Consider the following 26327-nt stretch of genomic DNA (forward strand, 5'->3'; position numbering starts at 1 on the left):
CCTACTTGTCGTCGCCCGGTTGAGGAATCGGCAGGCTTTCGAGGAATGCTCTTGCCGCGGGGGCCGGATTGAAGCTGCTCCACGCGAGGTACTCGATACGGGTGGGGCCAGCGGTCACCGGGATCATTCGAAGACCGTTGCTGCCGACTGGAATGACAGCCGGTGAGAGCAAGGCGATCACGAGGCCCTGCCTGACCAGGTCGAGGATGAGGTCGGTGCTCATCGCTTCGAAGGCGACCTCGCGATGGATGCCGGCGGCCTGGAACGCGAGGTCGGAGGGAAGCCGTCCGGGTGTTCCTTCGGGAAAGTCCACGAACACCTCATCAGCCAAGTCTTCCAACCGCAGTATGCGACGCCGAACCAGTGAATGCTCGGCGGAGACGACGACGATGAGCCGTTCCCTGGCAAGAACGCGCGCGTTCACGCCTTTCGGGGGTGCACTGTCGGGCAGCCCGAGCACTGCCACGTCCATACGGCCCTCGCTGATCGCGGTGACGAACTCATCGCTACCGCCGCCTCGGAGCTTGATCCGCACCGCAGGGTGGGCCCGATGGAACTGCCCGAGCGCAGCGGGTATATCGATGGCGGTCACCGTCGGAATCACACCGATGGTGAGACTGCCTCGAATCTGCCCGTCCGCCTCCGCCGCCTCGGAGACCGCCCGTTCAGCCGCATCGAGACTCTCTCGTGCTCGCGCCAGGAATGCCTCTCCGGCGGCGGTGATCTCAACCCTGCGGCTGGTGCGCGCGAACAACCTCACCCCGAGTTCGCGTTCGAGCGCCTTGATCTGGTGGCTCAGAGCGGACTGCACCACGAGACACCGCTCCGCCGCGCGAGTGAAACTGCGCTCCTCGGCCACCGCGACCACATACCGCATCTGCTGAAACTCCACACGTCAATGATTCCTGCTCATCACTGATATGACAACAATGTCCTGGACTCATCAGCACGTCGGACCCGACGATGTAACCATGAGCATCACGACCTCACCCCGCACGCCTCCAAGCGCGCAGGCAAGATCGACGCGCCGAGTGGGTTGGACGATACTGACTGCGCTGACCCCGATGGCCTGGGGCACCACCTACATCGTGACCACGCACCTGCTGCCCGAGGGGCATCCTCTTTTCGCCGCGATGATGCGCTCGCTTCCCGCAGGTCTGATCGCGCACCTGATCGCGAGGCAGTTGCCGCACGGTTCGTGGTGGTGGAAGAGCCTCGTGCTCGGCACCTTGAACATGGCCGCATTCTTCCCGCTGCTCTTCCTCGCAGCCCAGCAGCTGCCAGGCGGAGTAGCAGCCACGCTGGGTGCGGCCCAGCCCATCGTGATCGCGCTCCTCGCCGTGGCGATCCTGCACGAGAAGCTCTCGCTCTGGCGAGTCACGTGGGGCATGCTCGGCATGATCGGCGTTGCGCTCGTCGTCCTCGGCCCGAACGCTGCGATGTCGCCTCTTGGTATCCTCGCGGGCTTGGGCGGCGCCGTGTCGATGGGCATCGGCGTGGTGCTGACGAAGAAGTGGGGGCGCCCCGATGGGGTATCCGCAGTCGGTCTGGCCGGGTGGCAACTCACCGCGGCCGGTCTTGTCCTGCTGTTGCCGACTCTGCTCATCGACGGTATTCCGCCCGGTATCGACGGCAAGGCTGTGCTGGGGTACGCCTGGTTGGGATTGATCGGGGCACTGCTGACCTACACCATCTGGTTCGCCGGCATCCGGCGTCTGCCTGTGACGGCGACCGCCCTGCTCGGCCTGCTCTCTCCGCTCGTAGCGGCGGTGCTCGGCGTCGCGATCGCAGGTGAAGGCCTGACTCCACTCCAACTTCTCGGCTTCGCCGCCGCACTCATCGCGATGGTCGCCGGTCAACTTCCGCAACCGAGAAACAAAGACCACATCTGATCATTAGAGCCGCTGCATTCGGCGCGATCGGCATGGTCAGGAGCCTCCAACAAACTCAGGGCGCTTCACACCTCGACCTGAGATTCCACGAGCGCTGCTGCATCGTCAAGCGTTGAGCGACGGGTACGAGCTGTCGGCGCTGCGTCGCCTTCGTTCGATTCAGGGACAGTGCTCACGCGACATCCAGGGGCCTGATCGCGGCGATCTGGTCGCTCAGGGCTCGCCGCTCAAGGCGCAGCTCGTCGTTCGACTGCAGGTTCATCCCCAGCTCCTCGGACATGCCGAAGCACCGCGCGAGTCGGATCGCGCTGTCAGTCGTGACACCCTTTCTACCGTGCACGATTTCGTTGATCCGCCGCGGCGGCACTCCGATCGACACTGCCAGCCTATTCTGTGTGATCACGAACCCTTTGCTGAAGTCGTCCATCAGGAGCTCTCCCGGATGGATCGGCTCCATCAGGTCGGCGTCAATGGCAGGCGGCGAGTTCGACATCCGCCCTCAACGTCCTTCGCCGCATGGATCAGCTCAAGCTTGCGCAGACTCGCTCGCTGCATCGCGCGATCGACTCGCTTGACGTTATGGCTCATGCCAGATGCGATTAGTGTCCTTGCTGCGCAGAATCGCGCCAGCGTCGAACTGAGGGGCACGCCGTTGTCCTGCGCTGTGACGCGTAGGGTCTCCGGCGGCCATTGCGGCGAGCAGCGCTGGGCCCGTTCGTTCGATACATGCACGCGTGAGAGGTAGCGCGAGCAGGAGCGTGAGCGAGCCGACGATCGCGCCGACGGCCAGGTGTGCGACCGAGGATGGTACGGCCACGGTGAGACCGGCGGGGATGAGCGGGATGGTTGCCGCGATGGCTACAGCGGTGAAGATCGTCCATTGCGCTCCGGCGGGATTGCCGACGTTGTCCGAGGTCGCAGCTCGGTTTCTCGCGTCTGCTCCGATGGCTGGCATCAGCGCGCTGAGCAGTGGTGCGGTCGCGCACCCGGCACCGGTCGCGGCGAGAGTCATACCGACCGCGAGCGGACCGAACTGGGACCTGCTGGCGATGCTGAGGGCAATCGTGCCGACTATTGCTGGTAGGCCGAAGAGCAGCATCCACGTGACCTGTCGTCCGATAATGTCGGCGCGCAGGGCGCCGGGCGTGGTGAGGATCTGCCATAGTGCCTTGCCGTCGAGAGCGTACGTGTTCACAGCGGCCATCGCAGCGATTGCCGCCGCTACGACACCGATGAACGGGAGGACCCACACCCAACCGCTGGGAGCCACTAGGACCACCATGAGAACGGGCGTGAGCCACGCATGCCCGAGGCCGAGGCGACGATGCGGGTCGCGGAACCAGGTCTTGACCTCGCGCGCAACGACGGCCCCGATTGCGCTGTCCGGCCACGCGACAAGGACGCGGCGACGCTCACGCACGGAAATGCCCGAGCGCGCGGTCCGAGGCGGTTGGCGCAACGTGCGTGCGGTGAGTTCGATCCATGCTCTGCGTAGCAGCAGCGCACAGGCCAAGGTGCCGACAAGGGGTGCAGCGATCGCTGCCGGTGCCGCCCCTGACATCGCTGCGTTCACCGCGACGAGACCCCACCCGGTAGGAAGGGTCAGCAGGATCGTCACGAGAGATCCGGGTACGATGGCCACGGTCGGTGGGGTGTGGATCGTGACATCTCCGTCACCAAGGTTCGGCAGGACCACCGCGAACAAGGGAACCCACCCGGCGAAGGAGAGCGCCAGCACCGCGGACATCTGGAAGACCGCTGTCCTGACGCCCCAGGCCGAGCGGAGCGAACGGGCCACCAAGGCGGATGCGCACCGCCCCAGCCACACCAGGAAAAGCATCTGTGCTCCTACCGCCAAGACGGCGACAGCGATGACGCCAGGCCCGTGTGGCGCGGCGACCACGACGAAGCTGAGCAGAGCAGCTGTGGTGATCACGGTTCCCACGCTCATCGCCTCGCTGGCCGACATCTCCCTGGCGATACGCACCGGCGGTCGTGGGAGCGTGCGGAACCACTGTGGGTCCATCATCGGAGCAACGCCCGGCAACAGGACCGGGCCGAGCAGCCATGTCACTCCGAGGAGTGAGATAGCAACGGCGAGCCAGCCTGGATCGAGATCTCCAGCGCAGGTGAGAGCCGCCACGGCGATGACGCCTGCGGCAGCGATGAGTCCGGCGATCAGGCCGAAGACCCGCTCGTCGTTCGGGCCGCGGCGGATGACCCGCCAACGCAACGAGATGAAGTCGATACGATGTCTCATCGCAGCCACCCGATGTCGCGATTCGGAGGAGCACCGACGAGGCGTATGAACGTCTCGGCGAGAGTGCCCTCGGCAGACACCTCGTCGATCGTGCCCTCAGCGAGGACACGCCCGTCGTTCATCACGGCGACCCGCTCGCAGCTGCGCTCGATCACGTCCATAATGTGGCTAGACAGCAACACCGTCCCTCCACCGTCGACGTACTGGCCGAGCAGCGTTTCCATCGCCAGGGCGGACACCGGATCGATGGCTTCGAATGGCTCATCCAGCACCAGGACGCGAGGCCGATGCATCATGGCGACCGCCAGTCCGATCTTCTTGCGCATGCCCGTCGAGTAGTCGACGATCAATGTCGAAGGCGACCTGTCGAGCTCAAGGATCTCAAGAAGGTCCACAGCACGTTCGCGCGCCTCGCTCCCGATGCCGCGCAACCGGGCGGTGTATTCCAGGAGTTCGCTGCCGGTGAGCCGTTCGGGAAGGGAGAATCCTTCCAGCATGAGCCCCATGACCTCCAGTGCCTGCTCTCGACTCCGGCGGATATCGAACCCGGCGATCTCCACGCTCCCGGCGTCGGGGGCGAGGATGCCGGCGATCATCGACAGGAGCGTCGATTTCCCTGCACCGTTCGGCCCCACAAGGCCAAAGAACATGCCTTCCGGCACGCATAGGTCGACCGCATCGACGGCAACGCGATCACCGAAACGGATGCTCAAGCCCGACAAACGCACTGCTGGTGAGGGCATCGTACTCATGTTTCTTGTTCCTCCGATGACGTCAGGTAAACGGGAACGGCGTCCACAAGCGTGATGTTGCTTCGTATGCCGTATGCCGTATGCCGTATGCCGCGTTCGGTTCAGGCGCGCACGTACTCGGCGAAGATCACGCCCGACTCGAACGCCTCCGTGCGGATTGGGTTCCATGTCGTCGGTGAGTAGCCGGCAGACCCGAGCAGGTGGATGCCCGCGCCGAGCAGAACAGGGTTGATCTTCAGCGCCAGCCGGTCGATCTCCTCGATGAGCGTTGCGGCGAGCGCACCGCCGCCGCACAACCAGATGCCCAGCCCGTCCTCCTGTTTGAGTGCACGCACGGCCGCTGTCGGATCGGCCGTGGTGAACTCAACGGCGTCACTTCCTTCCGGTCGCTGTGACGGCGTGCTCGTGAAGACGATCTGCCGCAGGTGCTGATACGGGTTTGGCAAGTGCGGTAGTCCAGCGGCGTAAGTGTTTTTCCCCATGAGGACCGTGTCGAACGGCCCATCAGCGACCGAAAGTCCGGCCGCCTCGGCCAGTTGCGTCGGAGCCGTGCCGCGATAGCGGGACCAGATCGGCCCCATGTGATCGCCGGCAGCAAGAAAGGTGTCGAACTCACCGCCGGGTCCGGCGATGTATCCGTCCAGGCTGACGGCGACGTAATAGGTCAGTTCTCGCATCATTCTCCAATCACAGCATCTGCAGTGGTTGTGAGACTACATCATCTGCAGTGGTTGCGCTAGTCTCTCCTCATGGCCAAGAACGACACACGCCGAAACGCGCTCGCGGATGCAGGCATCACCGTACTCGCACGCGAAGGATCCCGCGGATTGACCCACCGCGCCATCGACCAGGAAGCGGGCGTCCCCACCGGGACGACGACGAACTACTTCCGGAGCAGGGAAGCGCTCCTCGCGGGCCTGTTCGAGAGGATCGGAACTCGCCTCGCCCCCACGCCGGATGATTTGGCCAAGCGCGCCGAACAACCACGCGGGCGAGCTCTGTTTGCCGACTACATGCGCGACATCGTGCGACGCCTGACCGCCGAACCCGACATCGCTCGCGCCCTGTTCGAACTACGACTCGACTCCGCACGGCGACCCGACCTCTCCGCCGTCCTCACGCCGTGGCTTCGCACGAACTTCGAGGCGGATATCGCGTTCAACCAGTCGATGGGGCTGCCCGGCGGACGCAGGGAGATCGCGCTCTTTCACTACGCGATCGACGGCCTGCTCTTCGACCTGCTGACCACCCCGATCGCCCCGGACATCTCGAGCGATGACGTCATCGATGATCTTGTGACCGGACTGCTCCCCGACGAATGAGTACCTGACTGTTTCCCCGACCCGGCGCGATTCCGAGCCCTTCGTCCGCACCCTCAGACATATCTGTTCAGCTCCGAGTCTCAGGATTGCTCATACCGTGGGCCCAGCTTGTCGATGTGAATCGGCCCAGGTTCTCTGCCGCTACTTTGCGGGTTCGGGCTCCCGGGTGAGGGCCTCGTTGTGCAGCGTCTCGAACTCTATCGGGGTGAGCATCCCGAGGGAGCCGTGGACGCGGCGGTTGTTGTACCAGTCGACCCAGCCGGCGGTCGCGAACTCGACGTCCGCGAGGGTCCGGTAGGGGCCGGCGTGGAAGACGGTGGTGCGGATGCACTCGGTCTTGTAGAGCCCGTTGATCGTCTCCATCAGCGCGTTGTCCAAGGCGTCGCCGACGGTCCCGATCGACGGGGCAATGCCCTCGAGGGCGAGATGCTCGGTCAGTCGAATGGCGGTGTACTGAGTCCCAGCGTCGCTGTGATGGATCAAGTTTCATGGTGAGACCGGGTTTCCTTCCCTCTCGCGGTGCCACAGCGCGATGCGCAGCGGGGTCATGACCAGGTCGGTCTGCTTCGAGGTGGAGGCGTGCCAGCCCACGATTCGCTGGGCGAAGACGTCGACGACGAACGCGACGTAGACGAACCCCGCCCAGGTGCGGACGTAGGTGAAGTCGGTGACCCAGACCCGGTTCGGAGCAGGGGTGGTGAAGTCACGATTCAGCAGGTCACCGGCCCGTTTCCGGGTCTGCTGAACGGATAGGTGCCACCTGATCTGTGGTGCCTGAGGGTGCTGCTGGAAGGATGTTCTCATGCCCAAGCCCTATCCCCGCGAGTTCCGTGACGACGTGGTGCGCGTCGCTCTGGGCCGCGATACCGGTGTGCCGTTGCGTCAGATCGCGGCGGACTTCGGAATCTCCGAGACGTGCCTGCAGAACTGGGTCCGTCAGGCCGATGTCGAAGCCGGCACCAAACCCGGGACGACGAAGGCCGAGGCCGATGAGGCGCGGGAGCTGCGCAAGCGGGTCCGGCTGCTGGAGCAGGAGAATGAGGTGCTCCGTCGTGCGGCGGCGTATTTCGCGCAGGCGCATCTCCCGGGAAAATGACGTACCCGCTCGTGAAGGAGCTCGCCGCCGATGGGATTCCCGTCGCGGTGACGTGCCGGGTCCTCAAGCTCGCCCGCCAGCCCTACTACCGCTGGCTCCAGCAGCCGATCACCGATGCGGAGCTGACGGAGGCGTATCGCGCGAACGCGCTGTTCGACGCACACCGCGACGACCCGGAGTTCGGGCACCGGCTGCTGGCCGACGAGGCCCGCGAAGCGGGTGAGGTCATGTCGGACCGGACCGCATGGAAGATCGCGTCCCAGAACGGTTGGTGGTCAGCGTTAGCCAAGCGCCGGGCCCGCGGGAAGGGCAAGAAGGCAGGCCCGCCTGTCCACGACGACCTCGTGCAGCGCCAGTTCGAAGCGGATGCCCCGAACCAGCTCTGGTTGACGGACATCACCGAGCACAAGACCGCCGAGGGCAAGCTCTACCTCTGTGCCGTCAAGGACGCCTTCAGCAACAAGATCGTCGGCTACTCGATCGACTCGCGGATGAAGTCCCGCCTCGTCGTCAACGCTTTCCGCAACGCCGCCGCGTTACGCGGCGATGTCGCCGGCGTCATCGTCCACAGCGACAGGGGATCCCAGTTCCGCTCCCGGAAGGTGATGCGCGAGCTTGCCCGTCATCGCATGGTCGGATCGATGGGCCGAGTGGGAGCCGCGGGCGACAACGCGGCCATGGAGAGCTTCTTCTCGCTGTTGCAGAAGAACGTCCTCAACCGCCGCTCCTGGGCCACCCGGGAACAACTGCGCAACGCGATCGTGACCTGGATCGAACGAACCTATCACCGGCGCCGCAGGCAGGACCGCCTGGGCCGTTTGACCCCGGTCGAGTTCGAGACCATCATGAACCAGACCCTGGCCCTCGCGGCCTAACCCCAACTGTCACCTATCCGCTCAGCAGACCCCCACGTCAACCGTCAACACCCAAGGCAACAAAAAAAATCCTGAGCCGCGACTAGTTCGTAAACTATGTCGCGACTCAGGACACATTGCGGAGGATAGGGGATTCGAACCCCTGAGGGCTTGCACCCAACACGCTTTCCAAGCGTGCGCCATAGGCCACTAGGCGAATCCTCCAGGTGTGCACGCGAACGTGGCACATCGGTCAATCATACAGATGCGCGGGCCGCCCGTGCCACGTGGGGTCAGGCGTTACGACCGTTACGACGTCGCAGCAGGACGGTGCCGATCGCGACGATGATCGCCGCGATCGAGAAGACCGCGATCAGATTGCCGTTCACGCCCGTATTCGCGAGGTCGTCGGCCTGAGGGGTTGCCGACGGTGTCGGTGCCGACACATCGACATCGGATGCAGAGCTCGGCCCGGTGGTCGGGCTCTGCTTCACGGTTGGGCGCGTGCCGTTGTCGCTCGTGGAGTCTTGTCCGCCGCGGTGGCCTGGCTCGACGGGCACAATGTTTTCGCCTACCTCGCCACCAGCCTCGGGAGCACCGGTCGGCCCGCCGGGTTCCTGCCGGATCGGCTCATCCACGGGGGGCTGCTCGGGTGCCGGCTCCTCCACCCCCGGATCGGGCGTCGTTCCCCCCGTTTCGACGGGTTCGGTCGGCTCGGGGGTCGGCGTGGGAGTCTCAGGCGGACTCGTCGGCTCTTCAGTGGGCGGCGTCGTTGTCTCCACCGGAGGGGTCGTCGTCTCACCGGGGTCGGGGTCGCCGGTGGCCGTAGCACCACCCGTCGGACCTCCGGTAGAGCCCTCATCTGAGTCGCCGCCCGAGGTCGATCCCGGCTCGGTTGAGACGCCGGTGACCGACGAGGCGCTATTGGGCACCGTCGTCGCCCCGGGCTCGTCCGCTACCAAGTTTTCAGAGACTTGCGTCTCACTGGTTGCACCCGCTGGCTCGGCAGCGGAAGCAGGATCGAAAGACAGACCGACAACCACGAAGCTGCCGAACACCCCAGCGACCGCAAGGGCGAGTGCGCCGGTGGCACGCCGTGATGCGGGCATGTCGGTGTCCAATCTCATCGAGCCAGAAAAGGCAAAGTTACCTAATCGATATATTAGCGACCTTGGAGAGTTTTCACAGCATTTCGTGCGTAGTAATAAAAATTCTTTTGCCCCGCCCAACCCGGAAACGACGAAGGTGGGATGAAGAGCCTTCTCTTCATCCCACCTCGTCAGATTTGAGCGTTAGCCGCCCAGACCTCGTGAGCTACTAGCTCTGGCGGCGACGCACGACCATGGTGGTCGCACCGGCGGCGACCAGCACGAGGCCACCGGCGAGCATGCCGAGCAGCGCAGCGTCGTCAGCACCGGTCACGGCAAGCGAGTCGCCGTTGCTACCGCCGTTGTTCGAGGTGCCCTCGCCGTCCGAAGCCGGGATCGACTCCGAGGCGTCGGCAACGACCGAGAACGCGACGGTCTCGGTCACGTCGTCCTGGGTGGCGGTGATGGTGTAGTCACCGACGGGGAGAACCTCGGACGAGCTGGGCTCGCCGGCGTCATACTGACCGTTGCCGTTCGTGTCCTCGTAGGTGGTGTAGGTGACGGTGCCGGCAAACTCGCCGTTCTCGTCGACCGCGATGTCAGACTCAGGGTCGCCGACCGGCGAGATGACGGTGGTCGAACCGTTCGGCTCGGTCACCTCGATAGTGATCTCAACGCCCGGGGCCCAGCCGGCACCCGCGTAGTTGACGCCCGAGAGCGTCTCGCTCTGGGTGTAGGTGTCCTTCTCGATGCCGAGCGCCGGGGCCTCTTCAGCCTCGGTCTCGGTTGCGGTCGGAGTCGGCTCCTCGGTCTCGGTCGGCTCGGGAGTCTCGGTCTCGGTGGGCTCCGGGGTCTCGGTCTCACCAATGACGAACGACACAGTGGCCGACTCGGTGCCGTCAACGTTCTCGACCACGATGACATAGTCACCGTCGGTGAACGCGCGGTTGTCTTCCCACGAGATTTCGCCCGAGGTGCTGCCGTCTTCCGCGATGACGTACTCGTTGCCGTCGATCGCAGGAACTTCGTACTCCGCCTCGGGGGTAACGAGGGTCACGGTGTACTCGGCGCCCGGCGTGAAGCCAGCGGCGGCCCAGTTGATGGCGGTGGTGCCCGACTCGAGCGAGTCCTCCGACACCACGACGGTCGGGTCCTCGGCTGGCGTGGTCTCGGTCGGCTCCGGAGTTTCTGTCTCAGTCGGAGTCGCCGTCGGCGTCGCGGTCGCGGTCGGCTCCGGCGTCTCGGTGGCCTGCGGGCCAACGACGAAGGCCACGGTGATGGGGTCACCCTCAGCCGGGGTCAACGTCAGGGTGTAGTCGCCGTCGGTGAAAGCCGAGCTGTCGTTCCAGGTGATCTCACCCGAGGTAGTGCCGTCCTCGTCGACGACGTACTCGTTACCGCCGGTGGCCGGCACATCGAACGAGCCTTCGGGAGCTTCAAGCTGAACGGTGTAGGTGGTGCCCGGCTCGAGGCCAGTCGCGGCCCAGTTGACGGCGGTAGTACCGGTCTCCAGCGACGAGGCGTCAACAACGAGCTGCGCCGCGGCGGCATCGTCAGTGGCGGTCGGCGTGGTGGTCGCTGCGAATGCCGGCGTGGCGACGGCAAACACGCCACCAGCGGTCAGCGCTGCCGCGGCAGCAGTGGCAGCAATGCGCTTTGAGAAAGCGGTCATCGTTGTCTCTTCTCTTGTTTGAGGATGCGGTTGCGTATGCGCAGATTCTCAGGATTCCCCAACCCTGCACCCGTCCACAGTTTCACAGGCGGCACTCAGATGCAACAGTTTCGTAACGGAGATGTTTCCAAACGCACCCACAGAATGACTTCCAATATGCGTACGCATCGGCTAGCCAACAGCCGACGCGAAAGTGGCCGGCGCATCCGCCGCGGCCACTTTCGCGTCGATCGGTTCTACTTCCTTACGAGTCAGTCGACTGGAATCGGCGCATGAGCAGGAAGACTGCACCAGCCGCGATCAGCACGCCCGCCCCCGCGAGCATCCCGGTCAATGCCGCCTGGTTCGTACCCGTGTTTGCCAGCACGTCAGCGGCGCCAACCGCATCCGTTGCTGCACTCGGGTCGGATGGTGCATTCGGCCCGTCGCCAGCCTTGGGCCCCGGGTTCTGCCAGTCGCCGTTGCCCGAGAGCCCCTCGTCAATAATTTCGAAGCTCACACTGCGCTCGACGCCGGCCTGCGAGACCGTGATGATGTAGGTGCCCGCTGGGAACGGAAGGGTCTTGCCAGGCAAGCCTGTCTCCTCATCAATGGCGTAGTAAACGAGCGCGTCTTCGAAGGAGCCGTCGGCCATCGGCTCGATCGGATTCAGGGCAACGGTAGACCCATCGGGCAGCGTCACCGAAGCATCGATCACCCCGGCTTGCCAGCCCTCGCCAACGTAGGCGACGCCATTCAGGCTTTCGCTCTGCAGCACCGACGCAGCCGGCACCCAGACGCTGGGATCGAAGGGGCTCGTCGGCACATCCTCGCTGACCACGAAGGCGGCTGTCACCGAGCCCGTCAGGTTGCCCGCAGCATCCTCGAAGCGCACCTCGAGCATGTAGTCGCCAACCGGCGCCGCCACGCCCGTGGCAACTTCAGCGAAGAGCGGCGAGCCATCGCTCTGCAGGCTGTCGAAGCCAATGACTCCCGTCGCGTTGCCGTCGGCATGCGCCACGTTGTCCATGGAGTCGCTGCCACCAACATTGTTGCCGTTGACATAGAGGAAGTACGAGTCCCCCTCGTTCATCCCGCTGACCGACCAGCCAATGCCGGCCGCCGATTGTTCGGGCGTGTACGAGGTCTGGGCGAGCGTCAACGCGGGGGCCGCGGCCTCTTCGCTCGGGTCGGCGGTCGTCGTCGGCGACGTCGTCGCCTCGGTTTCGCCCGGTTCACCGAGGGTTTCTGTCGGTTCGGTGGTCGCGGTTGGTTCGGGCGCGGCAGGGTCAGTCGGCGTGGCGGCCGGTTCGCTCGTCGCGGTCGCGGTCGCGGAGTCGCTTGGGTCGACCAGCGTCTCGGCCGGCGCCGTGGTCTCGTCATCGTTGACGTCGAGTGGCTCCGCATGGCGGTGCAGCACGCTTGAGTCGAGCGGCGCCGCCAGAGCCGGTGTTGCGACGGCGAACAATCCGCCGACGCTGATCGCGATGGCCCCGATGAATCCACCGACTCGCCTCGTGAGCTTGAGCATCATTGCTTCCTTCGTGAGATTCGACTTGGGTCGCACAGAATTCTCAGGATCCCCCAACCCTGCACGCACCAAGCGTCCACCTTGCATCCAGCCAGCGGCAAGGGTGAACTTGCGGTCGTGCACGGATCGTTACCTCGAGGTCGGTCGATCCACGGCGGAAACGACCTAGCGGGTCGAGACAGTGTCTCGACCCGCTAGGTCGTGCGCCGACGAAAAGGTCAGCGCGAAGTTTCAAGCTGCGTGCGCAGCGAGCAACTACTTGAGGGTGACGGTGGCGCCGGCGGCCTCGAGGGCCTCCTTGGCCTTCTCAGCGTCTTCCTTGCTTGCGCCCTCGAGGACGGGCTTCGGAGCGCCGTCAACGAGTGCCTTCGCGTCGCCAAGGCCGAGCGAGGTAAGACCACGCACCTCCTTGATGACCTGGATCTTCTTGTCGCCAGCAGCCTCGAGAATGACGTCGAACTCGGTCTTCTCTTCCTCAGCCGGAGCGTCAGCAGCAGCAGCGCCGCCAGCAGCAGCAACAGCAACGGGGGCAGCAGCGGTGACGTCGAAGGTCTCTTCGAAGAGCTTGACGAAGTCGCTGAGCTCGATGAGGGTGAGCTCCTTGAACTGCTCGATGAGCTCTTCAGCGGTGAGCTTAGCCATGGGGTTTCTCCTTAGTTTTGAAATGCCGCGGTCCGGGACGGACTACTCCGCGGTCTCTTCCTGCTTTGCACGCAGCGCGTCGACGGTACGAACCGCCTTCGACGCGGGCGCGGTGAACATGTACGCGGCACCGAACAGCGAGGCCTTGAATGCGCCGGCAAGCTTGCCGAGCAGCGTTTCGCGGGACTCGAGGTCGGCGAGCTTGTTGACCTCTTCCGGGGTGAGCGGCTTACCGTCGAAGTAGCCGCCCTTAATCACCAGGAGAGGGTTGTCCTTGGCAAAGTCGCGCAGCGCCTTGGCCGCGTCAACGACCTCACCGGTGACGAACGCAATAGCGGTCGGACCAGCGAAGTTGTCGTCGAGACCCTCGAACCCAGCCTTGTTGGCTGCGATCTTGGCGAGCGTGTTCTTTGCCACGGCGTAGGTTGCGTTCTCACCGAGCGAACGGCGCAGCTCCTTGAGCTGTGCAACGGTGAGACCGCGGTACTCAGTCAGCACAACGGCGTTTGAGCCCTGGAATCGCTCCACGAGCTCAGCGACGGTTGCCTCCTTGGTCGCCATGGTTCTCCTCTCGTCTGTACGCGAGATCTCGGCGGATGCCGGGATCCCACCACTAGGCACGAATGACACGAAAAAACGCTCCGACGTAGGCGTCGGAGCGTTGCTGGCACGCGCACACGGATGTACGCGGAGCGAGTTGCTCGTTTTCCTACGCGGGTGGTCCTTGCGGATCTTTCGCTCGACTCTGGCCCGTGAGTTGAACTCAATGGGCACACGCCAAGCACCAGCGGTCTAAGGCTTCGTCAAGTTTAGCCATACGCGTGGCCCGCGCGCAATAGCATCTTCGCTCGTTCGCGGCGTTGGGGTGCCCAAACAAGCATAGGTGTCGCGGTTGGGTCCGTTCTCGCGAACGAACACCAACGCGACACCTATGGCTGGGATGGACGGGGCTGCGGCGCCGGATCGGCGGGGTGCTACTCGACCGGCTGCTCGAGTTCGTCGAGTTCTTCAGCGAACGAGTCAACGGTGTCGCGGGAGCGCGGCGCCAGCGAATCGGTCATGGGGATGCGCGGGGTGCGGTTTACGACGAGGCGCGTCGCGTCAGGGCGCGAGTAGTGACCGACCGGGTCGCCGGCGACCTTCGCCACCGAAATCGCGCCGAGGTCGAGGTCGGCGTAGACGAGACCCTCAGCATCCGGCGCGAGGCTCTCGTGCAGCTGCTGGCCGTCAGGGCCGAAGATGCGCGCGTGGCCGCCGCCAACTTTGAGCAGCTGGCGCTGCAGGTCAGTTTCGCACATCTCGTCAACCATCTCTTGCGACACCGTCGCGCACGGCGCGATCACGAAGGTCTGCCCCTCGACGGCGTAGGTGCGCGACGCGGAGGTATTCACCTCGGCGCCGAGCGCGTAGGCGCCGCCCTCGTAGAGCGAGAAGCTCGGCCAGGCGCCGATGTGCACCTGCTCGTGCTGCGCGTACATCGCGTATTTCGACAGGGGCTGGAAGTGCTCCCAGCAGCAGAGCCCGCCGACGCGGCCGAGCTCGGTTTCGGCAACGACGAGGTCGGAGCCGTCGCCCTCGCCGTAGATCACCCGCTCGACGTGGGTCGGCTTGAGCTTACGGCGCTGGGTGATCGTGCGACCATCGGCGCCGATGAGCCACTGCGCGATGTAGAGGCTGCCACCGCTACGCTCGCTGATGCCCGCCGACACCATGATGTTGTGGTCGCGCGCGGCCTTCGAGAGACGATCAGCCTGGGGCGTGCCGTACTCAAGCGAGTTGTCGAAATAGCGTTGCGCGTACTTCTGCATCCACACGGCCGGCACGTCGAGCCAGGCATACCAGGGGTAGCCCGGGAACCATACCTCCGGGAACGCGACGAGCGACGCGCCCTCGGCCGCCGCCTCGGCGATGTAACCAATCGCCTTGTCGATCGTCGCATCGAGGTCAAGAAAAACAGGTGCAGCCTGAATCGCGGCCGCCTTGAACGCTGGGTGTGTCATGTCGTACTCCTTTGCACAACGCCCTGAACTGGTGCGGCCGACGCTACGTTCGCGGCGGATGCGGCGCTTGCCCCACAGCGTCAGCCGGCTTGCCCCGTTGTCGCAGGTCGCCGCATCCGGTGTACCAACTCGGCAAGAAGCACAGCGCAATCGGCGCTGCGCGTCTTTAGAATCGGGCATGGCCAAGAAATTGACGACGGCGAGGGTTCCGCGGCGCGAGCGCGTCGCGTTCTGGAATCAGGCAGTGTCGGAGACCTTCGTCGACCTCGGTTGCATCGCCGGCAATGACGCCGACAGCATCGAGGGCGAGATCGACGTGCGGTCGTTCGGCGGGCTGCAGGTTTCGACGGTGCGGTCGACGGCGCAGCTCGTGACGCGCGGGCGTTCCGAGGTGGCGGCCGCGCGGTGCGACGCTGGCTACCTGGTCGGGGTGCAAACCCGGGGTCGGTGCGTCGTGACGCAGGACGGCCGGAGCGCCGAGATCGCGCAGGGGTCGCTTGCCGCCTATGACACGCAGCGACCGTATCGGCTCGAGTTGCTCGGTGAGTTTGAGCAAGTTGTGGTGCAGGTTCCGCGGCTGGTGTTCGACCGGATGCGCGCTCCCGAAACGCTGACCGCGCGCGCCGTCGAGGGGGCCGGAGTGGGCAGCGTGTTTCTGTCGGCGCTCGGCTCGCTGCAGCACGTCGATGACCAGGTCGGCCCCGCCATTGCGTCGTCGATGGCGCAGGGGCTCGAGCACCTGCTGTTGGCGGCGCTCGCACCGCTCGACGCCGACGCGGGTTCGGCGCGACGTCGGCTCATCGAGGCGCATCTTGAGGAGCACTTGCGGGACCCGTCGCTCAGCGTCGCGTCGATCGCCGCGGCGCTGCACTTGTCGCCGAGCAGCATCCACCGGACGTTCGCGCACGACGGCGACACGCTCATGAACCAGGTCTGGAACCGGCGCCTCGACGGCGCGTACCGCGACCTCGCGCAGTGCCCGAAAGACGTGACGCTCACGCAACTCGCGCACTCGTGGGGCTTCGCGAATTCCGCGCACTTCAGCCGTGCGTTCAAGGCACGCTTCGGCGCACCGCCGTCGCAACTGCGCCACCCCCGCATCCGCTAGTCGCGGGGTGGGAGGATGGGGGCATGCGCATCCGCTAGTCGCGGGGTGGGAGGATGGGGGCATGCGCATCGGATACCTGGCAGCCCAGATTCGTGAGGCCGAACTGCCCCTCCTCGAGCGCGGCGTGCCCCTGATGCTGCGGGCGGCGCAGGCCCTCGCCGACCAGATCTCGAGCGTGCTGCCCGACCCGGCGACGGCGCGCGTGCTCGTGCTCGCCGGCGGCGGCGACAACGGCGCGGACGCGACCTACACCGCGTCGCTGCTCGCCGCCGCGGGCACCCAGGTCGAGGTCGTCGCGGTGAAGGGCACGCTGCACGAGAAGGCCGAAGCAGCGGCGCGCGATGCGGGCGTCGAGCTGGTGTTCGAGCAAGACCCAGCCGGGGTCGCGGCCCGAGTTGCTGGCGCGGATGTGCTGGTTGACGGCGTACTCGGCATCGGTTCGGGCGGGGCTGCGGCCGGCGGCTCGCCCGCCTTACGCGAACCGCTGCGCTCGGTGATGGTCGCGGTGAAGGCAGCGGCCGCGGAGGCCGACCCGCTCATCATCGCCGTCGATATTCCGTCGGGTATCGACCCCGACGATGGTGCGGTGCCCGACCCGGACGCGGTGCTCGGCGCCCACTTGACGATCACCTTTATCGGTCTGAAGGCAGGGTTGCTGCTCGAACCCGCGAAGTCGTTCGCGGGCAAGGTGTGGCTCGAACCAATCGGTGCAATGCAGGGGCTGCTCGGCAAGACGCCCGCGGTGCAGTTGCCCTAGCTTCGCGCCGTTCTGGCCGCGAGCTCGAGTTACGAGAGCGCGAGCCGCTCGAGCACCTCGTTCGCGAGGCCAACGAGGCGCGCGATCTCGGCATCGTCGCGCTCGATCCAGACGGCGCGGGGCTCTGGGTCCTGCACTACAAAGTTCTTGTGGTGCTCCCACACGAACAGGGTGCGCTCGGCCCCCACCACGTACTGCTGCCAGTAGATCTGCCGCAGGTAGTTACGAGGAATCTTCGCCCACGATTTGTTCGTCGTCTTGATCTCGGCAAGCAGGGCCTCGCCACCGCGCTGCGCGAGCCCATCGGGGGTCGCGAGGTGGCGCGGGTTCTCGGCGGAGCGTATGAGGAAACCGCAACTGCCGATGCCGTGCTGCTCGCGTACCCACTTTTGGATCTCGGGCTCGCGCTTCTTGCCATACTCCGTGAACGCGTTGCCCGTGAAGCTGCCGCCATAGAGCTTGTCGTTCACGACGGCACGAACGGATGCGGGGGTTGCGAGTCGCGCCGCGTCGGTCGCGGTGATGCCGACCTTGCGGTGGCGCAGCCACTCCTCGCGGTCAGAGTCGGCGCAGACGACACGCGCCGCGAGCTCGCCCGTGGGGCGCGGGTTGAGCAGCTCGTCAACAAGGCCAGCGCGCCAGAGCGTGCCACTCGCGGGCGCGGTAGGCTCGCTCGCTGGCATCGTCTCGGAGACGGTGAAGGATGCGCGCTCACTCAGGGCGCGCAGGCTCGCCTCGATCTCTTCGGTCGCGGCGTTTGTGACGCTCGGCGGCGCGGCAAGAGCGAGCGGCGCGTAGTCGTCGGTTCGGGTCGACGAAAGAGCTTCGTCGGGTGCCGGCCGGAAAACTACCATTGCTCCAGTTTGCCACCACCCGCCGACAACGGCCGCCTCCCCCGCCGCCGATGGCGTAGGGGGTTGAGTGGTCACTTTTTGTAGTTCTGGCGGTGGGGGCTTCAGGTGGTCAGTGCAACTCCATCGATGAGTTGCTGAAGTCTTTCAGCCGGCGTGTAGCCCTGCAACACGACACGAGGCCGGGAGTTGAGTTGGTCTTGCACCAGCCGCAACTCCCGGTCCGTGACCCGGTTGAAATCCGTGCCCTTGGGAAAGTCCCACCGCAACTGCCCGTTCAAGTTCTCATTACTCGGCCGCTGCCACGGCGAGTGCGGATCACAGAAAAACACCGGACACCCTGTCGCGACCGTGAACTGACGATGCTGCGCCATCTCCGTGCCCTGATCCCACGTCAACGATGCCAACACCGCATCCGGCAGTTGCTCGACCATGCCCGTGAGGACCTCGATCACGGTCGCGGAGTCCCGAACCCCGGGAAGACGCCCGAGCAGACACAACCGACTCGCGCGTTCCATCAACGTGACAATCCCGGAATTGTTCGGGCCAACCACGAGATCACCCTCCCAATGCCCGGGCACCGCACGCCCCGCATGCGCGGCCGCGAGTTGCTCATCACGGTCCGCGAGTCGGTACCCGTCCAACCACGGCCGTTGATTCCGGGCCGGGAGTCTCGACTGGGGCTTGCGGCCGGTACGTTTCGACCGCAACGCGTGTTCGACCTTCAACTCGTGCCGTAACGACCCCGCACCTTGGACGTACAAGGCTTGGTAGATCGTTTCGTGACTGACCCTCATCGCCGCATCCCGCGGGTACTCGACCGGGAGCCGGGCCGAGATCTGTGGCGGGGACACCTGCTTGTTGAGGAACCCGACCACGACCCGCCGTAACCGCGGGTCGTGGTCAAGTTTTCGGGGTTTCGGACGAGCGCGTGCATGGTCTGCACGGTACTGCGCGAGTTTGGCGCTGTACTGCGTTTCTTGCCCCGCGCCCGTGGTCAACACGAGCTGGTAGCGCGAGATTTCTCGCGACACCGTCGCACGAGAGAACCCGATCAATTCCGCGATCTGTGCCTGGGACAGGTCCTGTTCCAGCCCGAGCTGGATCAGTATCCGGTCCCCAAGTTGCAGCCGCCGGCCGTGTCCCGTGCCCGGCGAGGACGCCGGATCGATCGGGTCGGGAAACACCACACTCGAGCGGGTGTCACTGGGTCGCCCTCGTTGCATCCGTACTCCTGCCCATCGAAGCCATCGGAACAACGTTCGCACGCCCACCCCTGGCCACAACTGGCGCGACCGTACCGGAGTGCCGTCTAACACCCGTTCAATCGCCCGAACCCGATCCGCAAGCCGATACATCCAACACCCCTGACAATCAGGGAGTTGCACTCACCCCACGAATCCGCCACCGCCAGCACTACAAAAAGCGACCACTCAACCCCCCTAGAACGGCAACCCAACGGGGCGGGCGGGGTTAGGCGGAAGGGGTTTCGAAGAACTTGGTGGGCTCGCTGAGGGGGCGGTCCGGGTCGGGCACCGTGATCTCGGCGGTCGGGGCGCCGTCGAGCGAGTCGATGATCGTCGTCGGCACCGACACCGCCATGGCCCCGTAGATGACGGCCTTCGACAGCCCCGACTTGAGCGCCAACGCGGGCAGCTCGCCGTAGTCGGCCTGCCCGCCGCGCTGCCCCGGGCCTTGAATCGAGTGGCCGACGAAGCCCGCGAGCGACGCATCCCCGGCGCCCGTCGTGTTCACGACCTGCGGCGCCTTCGCGTAGCCCCACAGCGCCTCGTCGCGGGTGACCACCATCGCGCCGTCGCCGCCCATCGACACGAGCACGACCTCGAGCCCCGCGCGCTCGATCACCTCGCGCGCCGCCTCGAGCACGTCGCCGACGGTGTTGAGATGCCGCTTCACGAGCGTCGCCATCTCGTCAGCGTTCGGCTTGATGCAGTCGACAAGGCCCGAAGTTGCCCACGTCTCGAGCGACGAGCCCGAGGTGTCGACGGCGACGCGCGTGCCGATGCGGCGCGCCTCACTGAACAGCCGGGTGAAGTCGATCTTCTCGCCCGACTCGACGAGCTTCGGCACAGAGCCCGACACGACGAGCCAGTCAGCGCGCAGCGCGCGAATCTCCTGCAGCGTCATGTCGACCACGGCATCCCAGTCGCGCTCGTGCAGCGGCACGGCCTTTTGGTTCACGTTCGTCGTGCGGCCCTCGGGCTCGAGAATCGCGGTGTTCACGCGCATCCGCCCCGGCACCGGCAGAATGCGCAGCACCTGCGGGAACGGCGTGCGGAACAGCAGGTGCTCGTCCTCGCGCCCGACCGGCAGCACTGCCGAGGTCGAGACGCCGGCGATGCGCAGCGTGCGCGACACGTTGATGCCCTTGCCCGAGAGAAACTCCTGAATCTCGGTCGCGCGGTTCACCTTGCCGGTGTCGAAGCTTTCCACGAAATAGGTGCGATCGATCACGGGGGCCGGGGTGAGCGAAACTACAGCAGGCATCTTCGTTCCTTTCGCAGTGGACTCGCTCAGCGTAGCCCGCGAACGTGTCACCGCACCCGGTTTGCCCGGCCAGTTTCGCCCCGCCCGCGCGCAGCCGAACGTGCCAAGCTTGGGTTCATGTCTGAAACGATGCGCGCCGTTGTAGTCAATGAATTTGGTGGCCCCGAGGTTCTGCGGCTCGGCGAGGTGCCGATGCCGAAGGTCGTGAACAGTGACACGCTCGTGCGCGTGCACGCGGCCGGCCTCAATCCGATCGACGTGAAGACCCGCGCGGGCAAGGGCGCGTCGGGGGCCATCGAGCGGATGCCCTGGGTACCCGGCGGCGAGTTCGCCGGCGTCGTCGAGAAGGCGTCGTACGAGCTCGCGCCGTTCCAGCCCGGCGACGAGGTCTACGGCATGCTGCTCACCCCGCGCTACCAGGGCGCGCACGGCGACTATGTGTCGGTGCCGTTCATGTCGCTCGCGCACAAGCCGAAGTCGCTCACGATGCTCGAGGCCGGCGGCGTGCCGCTCGCCGCGCTCACGGCGTGGGCCGCGGTGGTTGAGGCCGCGCGCGTCCACAGCGGCCAGCGGATGCTCGTGCACGCCGGCGCGGGCGGCGTCGGCCACTTCGCGGTGCAGCTCGCGGCGTTCTACGGCGCGGACGTGGTGACCACCGCATCCGGCCGGAACCACGACTGGCTCACCGATCTCGGCGCGAGCCAGGTGATCGACTACACCTCGGAACGCTTCGAGGAGGCGATCGACGAGCCGGTCGACGTCGTCATCGACCTCATCGGCAACGTGCAGGACAACACGGGCAGCCGCTCGCTCGAGGTGCTCCGCGACGGCGGCCTCGTCGTGAACGTACCCACCGGCTCGTGGCCGACGATGCACGAGGAGACCGAGGCCGCGGGCCGCGAGCTGCGCGCATCCACGCTCAAGCTCTCGCCCGAGGGGCGCATCCTCACCACCATCGCGCAGCTCTTCGACCAGGGCGACCTGCAGACGCACCTCGACGCGAGCTTCCCGCTCAGCCAGGCGCGCGCGGCCCACGAGCAGCTCGAGCAGGGGCACACGCGCGGCAAGATCGTGTTCGACCTCACTGCCGAATAGTCACGCCGACCGCGCACGACGAGGGCGGCCCCGCACCGATTTCGGTGCGGGGCCGCCCTCGTGATGAGCGAGCCAGCGCGCGCGGGCTAGTGCTGCGTGCGCACGCCCTCGGGGATCGGGTCGCCCGTCTTCCAGGTCTCCCACTGGCCCGAGTGCTCCATGTCGTGGCCGAGCGGGATGCCGTGGCGGCCCTTGAGCAGGATCGAGCCGACGAGGCCGACGGCCGACATGATCGCGAGGTAGACCGCGGCCCAGTGCCACTGGCCGGCATTCGCCTCGAAGGTCGCCTGCACGATGAGCGGCGCGAACGCGCCACCGACGATCGCGCCAATCGCATAGGTGATTGAGACGCCCGAGAAGCGCACGGATGCGGGGAACACCTCGGCGTACCAGGCGCTGAGCGGGCCGTAGCAGAAGCCGAGCGGGATGCCGAGAAGGCAGGTGCCGAGCACGAAGAAGATCGGGTTCTCGCCGCCCATGACGACGAGCGGGAACAGGGCGATCGAGGCGAAGATCATGAGGATGTAGCCGACGATGAACACCGGCTTCGCGCCGTACTTGTCGGCGATCCAGGCGCCGACGTAGGTCCAGATCGCCCACGAGATCGCGGCGAGGTTGAGGAAGAGACTCACCTGGCCGCCGTCCATGCCGACCATGCCACCGGCTTCGAGCGGCGTCGCCGCGTACTTCTGCACGATGCCACCGACGAGCATGTAACCGACCGCGTTGTCGCCCGCGAAGACGAGCGCGGCGAGGATCACAATGAGCCAGTACTTGCGGAACACGACAGCAATGGGAGCCGACTGGCTCTTCGCCATCTTCGAGATCTGGCGGAACACTGGCGACTCTTCAACCGCGCGGCGCACGACGTAACCGACGAGGATCAGCACGACCGAGAACAGGAACGCGATGCGCCAGCCGCCGTTGACGAAGCCTTCCTGGCCCAGCGTCATCTGCAGCACCGTGAGCATGCCGGTCGCGAGCAGCATGCCGAACGGCACGCCGAGCTGCGGCCAGGCGCCCGCGCGGTTGCGGCCACCGTCGGCGGCGGTCTCGACGGCCATAAGGGCCGCGCCGCCCCACTCGCCACCGGCCGAAATACCCTGCAGCACGCGCAGCAGGAGCAGGCCGATGGCGCTGATCGCGGCGAGATCGCCGGTGGGCAGCAGACCGATGAGCGCGGTCGCCGCGCCCATGAGCACCAGCGTCGCGATGAGCACGGGCTTGCGGCCGTACTTGTCGCCGAAGTGGCCGGCGAGGAACGCGCCGAGCGGGCGGAACAGGAACGAGAGGCCGATCGAGGCCATCGAGATCAGCGTCGGGCCGGCCGGCCCCATCGCCTCACCCATCGGCCCAAAGAACTGGGTGTTGAAGATGAGCGACGCCGCGAAGGCGTAGATGAAGAAGTCGTACCACTCAACGGTGGTGCCGACGATCGTCGCGGCGAGGACGCGCCGGCGCTCGGCCGGGCTCGTCACCGCCAACTGGTCGATATCAGAGGTATTGGACATTTCATGGCTCCGTTGTCATGACAATCCGAGTCGGCCACCGTGGCGCGACTCAGGCGAACGTCACATTCGTCACGCCAGACACTACCGCATTACCGACCCGATCGTCGGTAATTCCCTCGCCCGCCTTATCTCGCGTGCTCAGGCGCGCTCCCACAGCCTCCCGAAGGCCGGATGCGCGGCTCGAGTCGCGCATCCGGCCGCCAGCCCTCGCACAGGCCAGGAAACGCAAACTGGCCCCGCCGAAGCGGGGCCAGTGAACTCGCGACGAGCGCGAGACGTTGCTTAGAACGCCGAAACGTCGAGGGGGATCGACGGACCGAAGGTCGTCGAGACGACAGCCTTCTGCACGTAGCGGCCCTTCGCCGAAGCCGGCTTGAGGCGGATGACCTCGTCGAGCGCGGCCTGCAGGTTCTCGGTGAGCTGCTCGGCGCCGAACGACGCCTTGCCCGCGATGAAGTGCAGGTTCGAGTGCTTGTCGACGCGGAACTCGATCTTGCCGCCCTTGATCTCGGTGACAGCCTTCGCTGCGTCCGGGGTCACGGTGCCGGTCTTCGGGTTCGGCATGAGGCCACGGGGACCAAGCACCTTACCGAGACGACCGACCTTGCCCATCATGTCGGGGGTGGCGACGGCCGAGTCGAAGTCGGTCCAGCCGTCAGCGACCTTCGCGATGAGTTCGTCGCTGCCGACCTCGTCGGCGCCCGCGGCGAGGGCGGCCTCAGCGGCCGGGCCCTGCGCGAACACGATGACGCGAGCGGTCTTACCGGTGCCGTGCGGGAGGCTGACGGTGCCGCGCACCATCTGGTCGGCCTTGCGCGGGTCAACGGCGAGGCGCAGTGCGACCTCGACGGTGCTGTCGAACTTCGCCGACGAAGTGTCCTTCGCGAGCTGCGCGGCCGAGGCAAGGTCGTAGACCTTGCCCTCTTCAATCTTCTCTGCCGCGGCGCGGTACGCCTTGGAATTCTTTGCCATGTTGTGCTCCTTTGAGAGTGTGCGGTCGAACGAGCTGGCTGGCTCTCCCGCGAAAGTGTGTACGGCCACGCGCTGTGGCGCGGCGTGTGTGCACTCCCCCGATCGCTAGCTCGGGGAGGCGGGGGCTAGTTGCCCGTGACCTCGATGCCCATGGAGCGGGCGGTGCCGGCGATGATCTTCGCGCCAGCTTCGATGTCGTTCGCGTTGAGGTCGGCCTTCTTGGTCTCGGCGATTTCGCGCGCCTGGTCCATGGTCATCTTGCCGACCTTGTTCGTGTGGGGCACACCCGAGCCCTTCTTCACGCCCGCAGCCTTCTTGATGAGCTCAGCCGCCGGGGGCGTCTTGAGCACGAAGGTGAACGAACGGTCTTCGTACACGGTGATCTCAACGGGCACAATGTTGCCGCGCTGCTGCTCGGTCGCCGCGTTGTACGCCTTGCAGAACTCCATGATGTTGACGCCGTGCTGACCCAGGGCCGGACCAACCGGCGGAGCAGGGTTCGCGGCGCCAGCCTGGATCTGAAGCTTGATCAGACCCGAAACCTTCTTCTTCGGTGCCATGTGGTTTCCTTTCTGTCGAGTGGATGTTGCGAACATCCCTCTCCCGCAACGCCGGCCTTTCCGGCGCCCGGTATCGGTTGCGCATGCGCAACCCCGCAAGTTTACTCGATTCCGCGCATCCTGGCCAGGGGCCGTTCACGCGAACGCGGCGCCGACCACGTGGGCCGACGCCGCGCCTGCTCGAGCTGAATTAGAGCTTCGCGACCTCGTCGAACGAGAGCTCGACGGGAGTCTCGCGACCGAAGAGCGAGACGAGCACGATGAGCTTGCCCGCCGCGGCGTTGATCTCACTGATCGAGCCGGTGAGGCCCTCGAACGAGCCCTCCTTGATCGTGACGGTCTCGCCGTTCTCGAACTCGACCTCGGTGATCGGCTGCTTGCCACCCGTAGCGGTGCCGGCCTTGGCCTCGCCCTTGACATCCTTGACGTCGGGCAGCTCGACGATGCTCTTGAGCATCTCGAAGACCTCCTTGAACCGCAGCGGCACCGGATCGTGCGCGTTGCCGACGAAACCGGTGACGCCCGGGGTCTGGCGCACGAGCGACCAGCTGTCCTCGGTGAGGTGCATGCGCACGAGCACGTAGCCGGGGATGCGCACGCGCGTGACCATCTTGCGCTGGCCGTTCTTCATCTCGACGACGTCTTCCATAGGCACCTGCACCTCATAGATGTCGTCGGCGCCCTCGGACGAGTCCGAGCGCTTCTTGTTCTCGACGCGCTGCTGGAGGTTGTCGCGCACCTTGCGTTCGAAGCCGGCGTAGGTGTGGATGACGTACCACTTGCCGGGCTTCATGCGCAGTTCGAGCTTGAACTCGGCGTAGGGGTCAACCTCGGCCTCGTCGTCGCCCTCGGCGGGCTCGCCTTCCGCGGCGGGCTCGGCGTCGGCCGGCGCAGCCTCGTCGGATACGGCGGGAGCGTCGGTCTCGTCGGTCGCCTCGGCGCCGTCAGTTGCCTCGGTGTCGGCGTCGGTCTCGACGGCGTCAGTCTCGGCCTCGACGGGAGCGTCCTGGCTCTCGGGAGCCTCGTTCACGGCGTCGAGCTCGGTCTCGTTCTGCTCGGGAAGCTGGGTTTCGTCAGCCACGGTAGTTCAACTCACTTCATCGAATTGCGGCGCGCTGGCCGCTCGGTCTGTGTCGGATGCGCGGGCGCGTGGCGCCGCGACTTGGGGTTTACGGGGTCGCCGTCGCGGTCGGGGCAACCGACTCGGTCGGCAGGACGGTCTCGGTGGGCAGCGGTGTCTGGGTCGGATCGCCGCCCTGGAACCACTCCTCGGGGAACAACGACTGGCCGTTGCCAAACACCCACGAAGAGGCGAAGCCGAAGATCCAGTCGAAGAGCATCACGAGCAGCATCATGATGATGAGGAACGCGATCACGACGCCGACGTAGCGCCAGAGTTCCTGGCGGGTCGGGGTGACGACCTTCTTCAGTTCGATGACGACCTCGCTGAAGAACTTGCGAAGGCCGCGCTTCTCGCCGGCGTCCTTCTTGTCGTTCTTCTTGCTCGGCTTCTTCGAGGCCTCAACAGCGGCGCCCTTGGCCGAGGTCTTTTCGCCACGCTTCGCCTTCTTGCCCTTGCCGGATGCCGCTACCGCAGCATCCTTCTTGGCGTCAGACTTCGCATCGTCCGAGTCATCCTCGTCAGCGTCGCTGTCGTCAGCGTCGTCGTCCTCCGCGTCGGCGTCAGCCTCGTTGTCGGTGTCTTCGTCAGCTTCGCTCGCAGCCGACTCGTCGGCCGCCTCCGCATCAAGCGTCTCGTCCAAAGCGTCGGCCTCGTCACCGGTTGATTCGGTGCTGTTGGTGAGGTCGTCGTCACGCTCGTCATCAGACGTGCCTGTGGCCACGCGGATCCCTTTCGAAGCTTGGATATGCGGCAC

25 protein-coding genes, 1 tRNA gene and 1 pseudogene are annotated in these 26327 nt (G+C 65.8%); 6 read left to right on the forward strand and 21 right to left on the reverse strand.

Annotation, left to right across the window (positions count from 1 at the left end):
* Position 1 precedes the first annotated feature (1 nt).
* The gene (locus M3M28_RS10805) at positions 2-892 is read right to left on the reverse strand and encodes a LysR family transcriptional regulator (protein ID WP_249386468.1); all 891 of its coding nucleotides are present in this window, start codon (positions 890-892) and stop codon (positions 2-4) included.
* 79 nt (positions 893-971) lie between these two features.
* Here M3M28_RS10805 and M3M28_RS10810 point away from each other — a divergent pair, with 79 nt between their 5' ends.
* Positions 972-1892 carry an EamA family transporter gene (locus M3M28_RS10810; RefSeq protein ID WP_249386469.1) on the forward strand — a complete coding sequence of 307 codons (921 nt, stop codon included), beginning with the start codon at positions 972-974 and terminating at the stop codon, positions 1890-1892.
* A gap of 172 nt (positions 1893-2064) precedes the next feature.
* Here M3M28_RS10810 and M3M28_RS10815 read toward each other — a convergent pair whose 3' ends face one another.
* The 4 genes from M3M28_RS10815 to M3M28_RS10830 form a co-directional block, all read right to left on the reverse strand.
* Entirely contained in the window at positions 2065-2385 is a 321-nt protein-coding gene (locus tag M3M28_RS10815) for a HigA family addiction module antitoxin (protein ID WP_249386470.1), read from the reverse strand.
* 84 nt (positions 2386-2469) lie between these two features.
* Positions 2470-4152 (reverse strand): hypothetical protein, encoded by a 1683-nt coding sequence (locus tag M3M28_RS10820; protein WP_249386471.1) that lies wholly within the window; start codon positions 4150-4152, stop codon positions 2470-2472.
* Positions 4149-4904 carry an ABC transporter ATP-binding protein gene (locus tag M3M28_RS10825; protein ID WP_249386472.1) on the reverse strand — a complete coding sequence of 252 codons (756 nt, stop codon included), beginning with the start codon at positions 4902-4904 and terminating at the stop codon, positions 4149-4151. Before M3M28_RS10825 ends, M3M28_RS10820 begins: the two co-directional genes overlap by 4 nt.
* Before the next feature lie 101 nt (positions 4905-5005).
* On the reverse strand, positions 5006-5581 hold the full coding sequence (locus M3M28_RS10830) for a dihydrofolate reductase family protein (protein ID WP_249386473.1): 576 nt from the start codon (positions 5579-5581) through the stop codon (positions 5006-5008).
* A 72-nt stretch (positions 5582-5653) separates the two neighbouring features.
* Here M3M28_RS10830 and M3M28_RS10835 point away from each other — a divergent pair, with 72 nt between their 5' ends.
* Entirely contained in the window at positions 5654-6226 is a 573-nt protein-coding gene (locus M3M28_RS10835) for a TetR/AcrR family transcriptional regulator (RefSeq protein WP_249386474.1), read from the forward strand.
* Positions 6227-6367: 141 nt separating this feature from the next.
* On the opposite strand, the pseudogene M3M28_RS10840 reads toward M3M28_RS10835, so the two are convergent.
* Positions 6368-6955, reverse strand: a pseudogene (locus M3M28_RS10840) (IS3 family transposase); the annotation flags it as partial.
* Positions 6956-7028: 73 nt separating this feature from the next.
* Between M3M28_RS10840 and M3M28_RS10845 the strand changes: the two are divergent.
* Positions 7029-8197 (forward strand): IS3 family transposase gene (locus tag M3M28_RS10845; RefSeq protein WP_249386475.1). Its coding sequence is split into 2 segments (ribosomal slippage): positions 7029-7313 and positions 7316-8197, totalling 1167 coding nucleotides; the frame shifts between segments, so codons are not numbered across the junction.
* Positions 8198-8316: 119 nt separating this feature from the next.
* On the opposite strand, the gene M3M28_RS10850 is transcribed toward M3M28_RS10845, so the two are convergent.
* From M3M28_RS10850 to M3M28_RS10880, 7 genes are all read right to left on the reverse strand, one after another.
* A tRNA-Ser gene (locus tag M3M28_RS10850) sits at positions 8317-8401 on the reverse strand.
* Between the two features lie 68 nt (positions 8402-8469).
* Complete coding sequence (locus tag M3M28_RS10855) at positions 8470-8814, reverse strand: LPXTG cell wall anchor domain-containing protein (protein ID WP_249386476.1); 345 nt, start codon at positions 8812-8814, stop codon at positions 8470-8472.
* Positions 8815-9493: 679 nt separating this feature from the next.
* A complete protein-coding gene (locus M3M28_RS10860; protein ID WP_249386477.1) occupies positions 9494-10936 on the reverse strand; it encodes a hypothetical protein in 1443 nt (480 codons plus the stop codon).
* Positions 10937-11180: 244 nt separating this feature from the next.
* Complete coding sequence (locus M3M28_RS10865) at positions 11181-12446, reverse strand: hypothetical protein (RefSeq protein ID WP_249386478.1); 1266 nt, start codon at positions 12444-12446, stop codon at positions 11181-11183.
* Between the two features lie 255 nt (positions 12447-12701).
* Positions 12702-13088: a 50S ribosomal protein L7/L12 gene (rplL, locus tag M3M28_RS10870; protein WP_249386479.1), complete on the reverse strand. Its 387-nt coding sequence runs from the start codon at positions 13086-13088 to the stop codon at positions 12702-12704.
* A gap of 42 nt (positions 13089-13130) precedes the next feature.
* On the reverse strand, positions 13131-13649 hold the full coding sequence (gene rplJ, locus M3M28_RS10875; protein WP_125106799.1) for a 50S ribosomal protein L10: 519 nt from the start codon (positions 13647-13649) through the stop codon (positions 13131-13133).
* A gap of 413 nt (positions 13650-14062) precedes the next feature.
* A complete protein-coding gene (locus M3M28_RS10880) occupies positions 14063-15088 on the reverse strand; it encodes a carbon-nitrogen hydrolase family protein (RefSeq protein WP_249386480.1) in 1026 nt (341 codons plus the stop codon).
* Between the two features lie 178 nt (positions 15089-15266).
* Here M3M28_RS10880 and M3M28_RS10885 point away from each other — a divergent pair, with 178 nt between their 5' ends.
* Together M3M28_RS10885 and M3M28_RS10890 are read left to right on the forward strand one after the other, a co-directional pair.
* Positions 15267-16196, forward strand: a complete 930-nt coding sequence (locus tag M3M28_RS10885) for an AraC-like ligand-binding domain-containing protein (protein ID WP_249386481.1) — start codon at positions 15267-15269, stop codon at positions 16194-16196.
* A 61-nt stretch (positions 16197-16257) separates the two neighbouring features.
* On the forward strand, positions 16258-16953 hold the full coding sequence (locus M3M28_RS10890) for an NAD(P)H-hydrate epimerase (RefSeq protein ID WP_249386482.1): 696 nt from the start codon (positions 16258-16260) through the stop codon (positions 16951-16953).
* Positions 16954-16982: 29 nt separating this feature from the next.
* Here M3M28_RS10890 and M3M28_RS10895 read toward each other — a convergent pair whose 3' ends face one another.
* The 3 genes from M3M28_RS10895 to M3M28_RS10905 all read right to left on the reverse strand — a co-directional run bounded on the left by M3M28_RS10895 (position 16983) and on the right by M3M28_RS10905 (position 20312).
* Entirely contained in the window at positions 16983-17807 is an 825-nt protein-coding gene (locus M3M28_RS10895; RefSeq protein ID WP_249386483.1) for a YqaJ viral recombinase family protein, read from the reverse strand.
* A gap of 101 nt (positions 17808-17908) precedes the next feature.
* A complete protein-coding gene (locus M3M28_RS10900; RefSeq protein WP_431193846.1) occupies positions 17909-19162 on the reverse strand; it encodes an IS30 family transposase in 1254 nt (417 codons plus the stop codon).
* 115 nt (positions 19163-19277) lie between these two features.
* Complete coding sequence (locus tag M3M28_RS10905; RefSeq protein ID WP_249386485.1) at positions 19278-20312, reverse strand: 1-phosphofructokinase family hexose kinase; 1035 nt, start codon at positions 20310-20312, stop codon at positions 19278-19280.
* 117 nt (positions 20313-20429) lie between these two features.
* Between M3M28_RS10905 and M3M28_RS10910 the strand changes: the two genes are divergently transcribed.
* Entirely contained in the window at positions 20430-21407 is a 978-nt protein-coding gene (locus tag M3M28_RS10910; protein WP_249386486.1) for an NADP-dependent oxidoreductase, read from the forward strand.
* A gap of 86 nt (positions 21408-21493) precedes the next feature.
* Here the strand turns inward: M3M28_RS10910 and M3M28_RS10915 are convergent, their stop codons facing one another.
* The 5 genes from M3M28_RS10915 to secE form a co-directional block, all read right to left on the reverse strand.
* Positions 21494-22918, reverse strand: a complete 1425-nt coding sequence (locus tag M3M28_RS10915) for an MFS transporter (RefSeq protein WP_249386487.1) — start codon at positions 22916-22918, stop codon at positions 21494-21496.
* Positions 22919-23200: 282 nt separating this feature from the next.
* Positions 23201-23890 carry a 50S ribosomal protein L1 gene (gene rplA, locus M3M28_RS10920; RefSeq protein WP_249386488.1) on the reverse strand — a complete coding sequence of 230 codons (690 nt, stop codon included), beginning with the start codon at positions 23888-23890 and terminating at the stop codon, positions 23201-23203.
* A 125-nt stretch (positions 23891-24015) separates the two neighbouring features.
* Entirely contained in the window at positions 24016-24450 is a 435-nt protein-coding gene (rplK, locus tag M3M28_RS10925; RefSeq protein WP_125106791.1) for a 50S ribosomal protein L11, read from the reverse strand.
* 190 nt (positions 24451-24640) lie between these two features.
* Positions 24641-25531, reverse strand: coding sequence for a transcription termination/antitermination protein NusG (gene nusG / locus M3M28_RS10930; RefSeq protein WP_249386489.1), 891 nt, complete (start codon positions 25529-25531; stop codon positions 24641-24643).
* Positions 25532-25619: 88 nt separating this feature from the next.
* Positions 25620-26294 carry a preprotein translocase subunit SecE gene (secE, locus tag M3M28_RS10935; RefSeq protein WP_249386490.1) on the reverse strand — a complete coding sequence of 225 codons (675 nt, stop codon included), beginning with the start codon at positions 26292-26294 and terminating at the stop codon, positions 25620-25622.
* Positions 26295-26327 lie beyond the last annotated feature (33 nt).

Origin of the sequence: Gulosibacter sediminis (assembly GCF_023370115.1) — a bacterium.
GTDB lineage: Bacteria > Actinomycetota > Actinomycetes > Actinomycetales > Microbacteriaceae > Gulosibacter > Gulosibacter sediminis_A.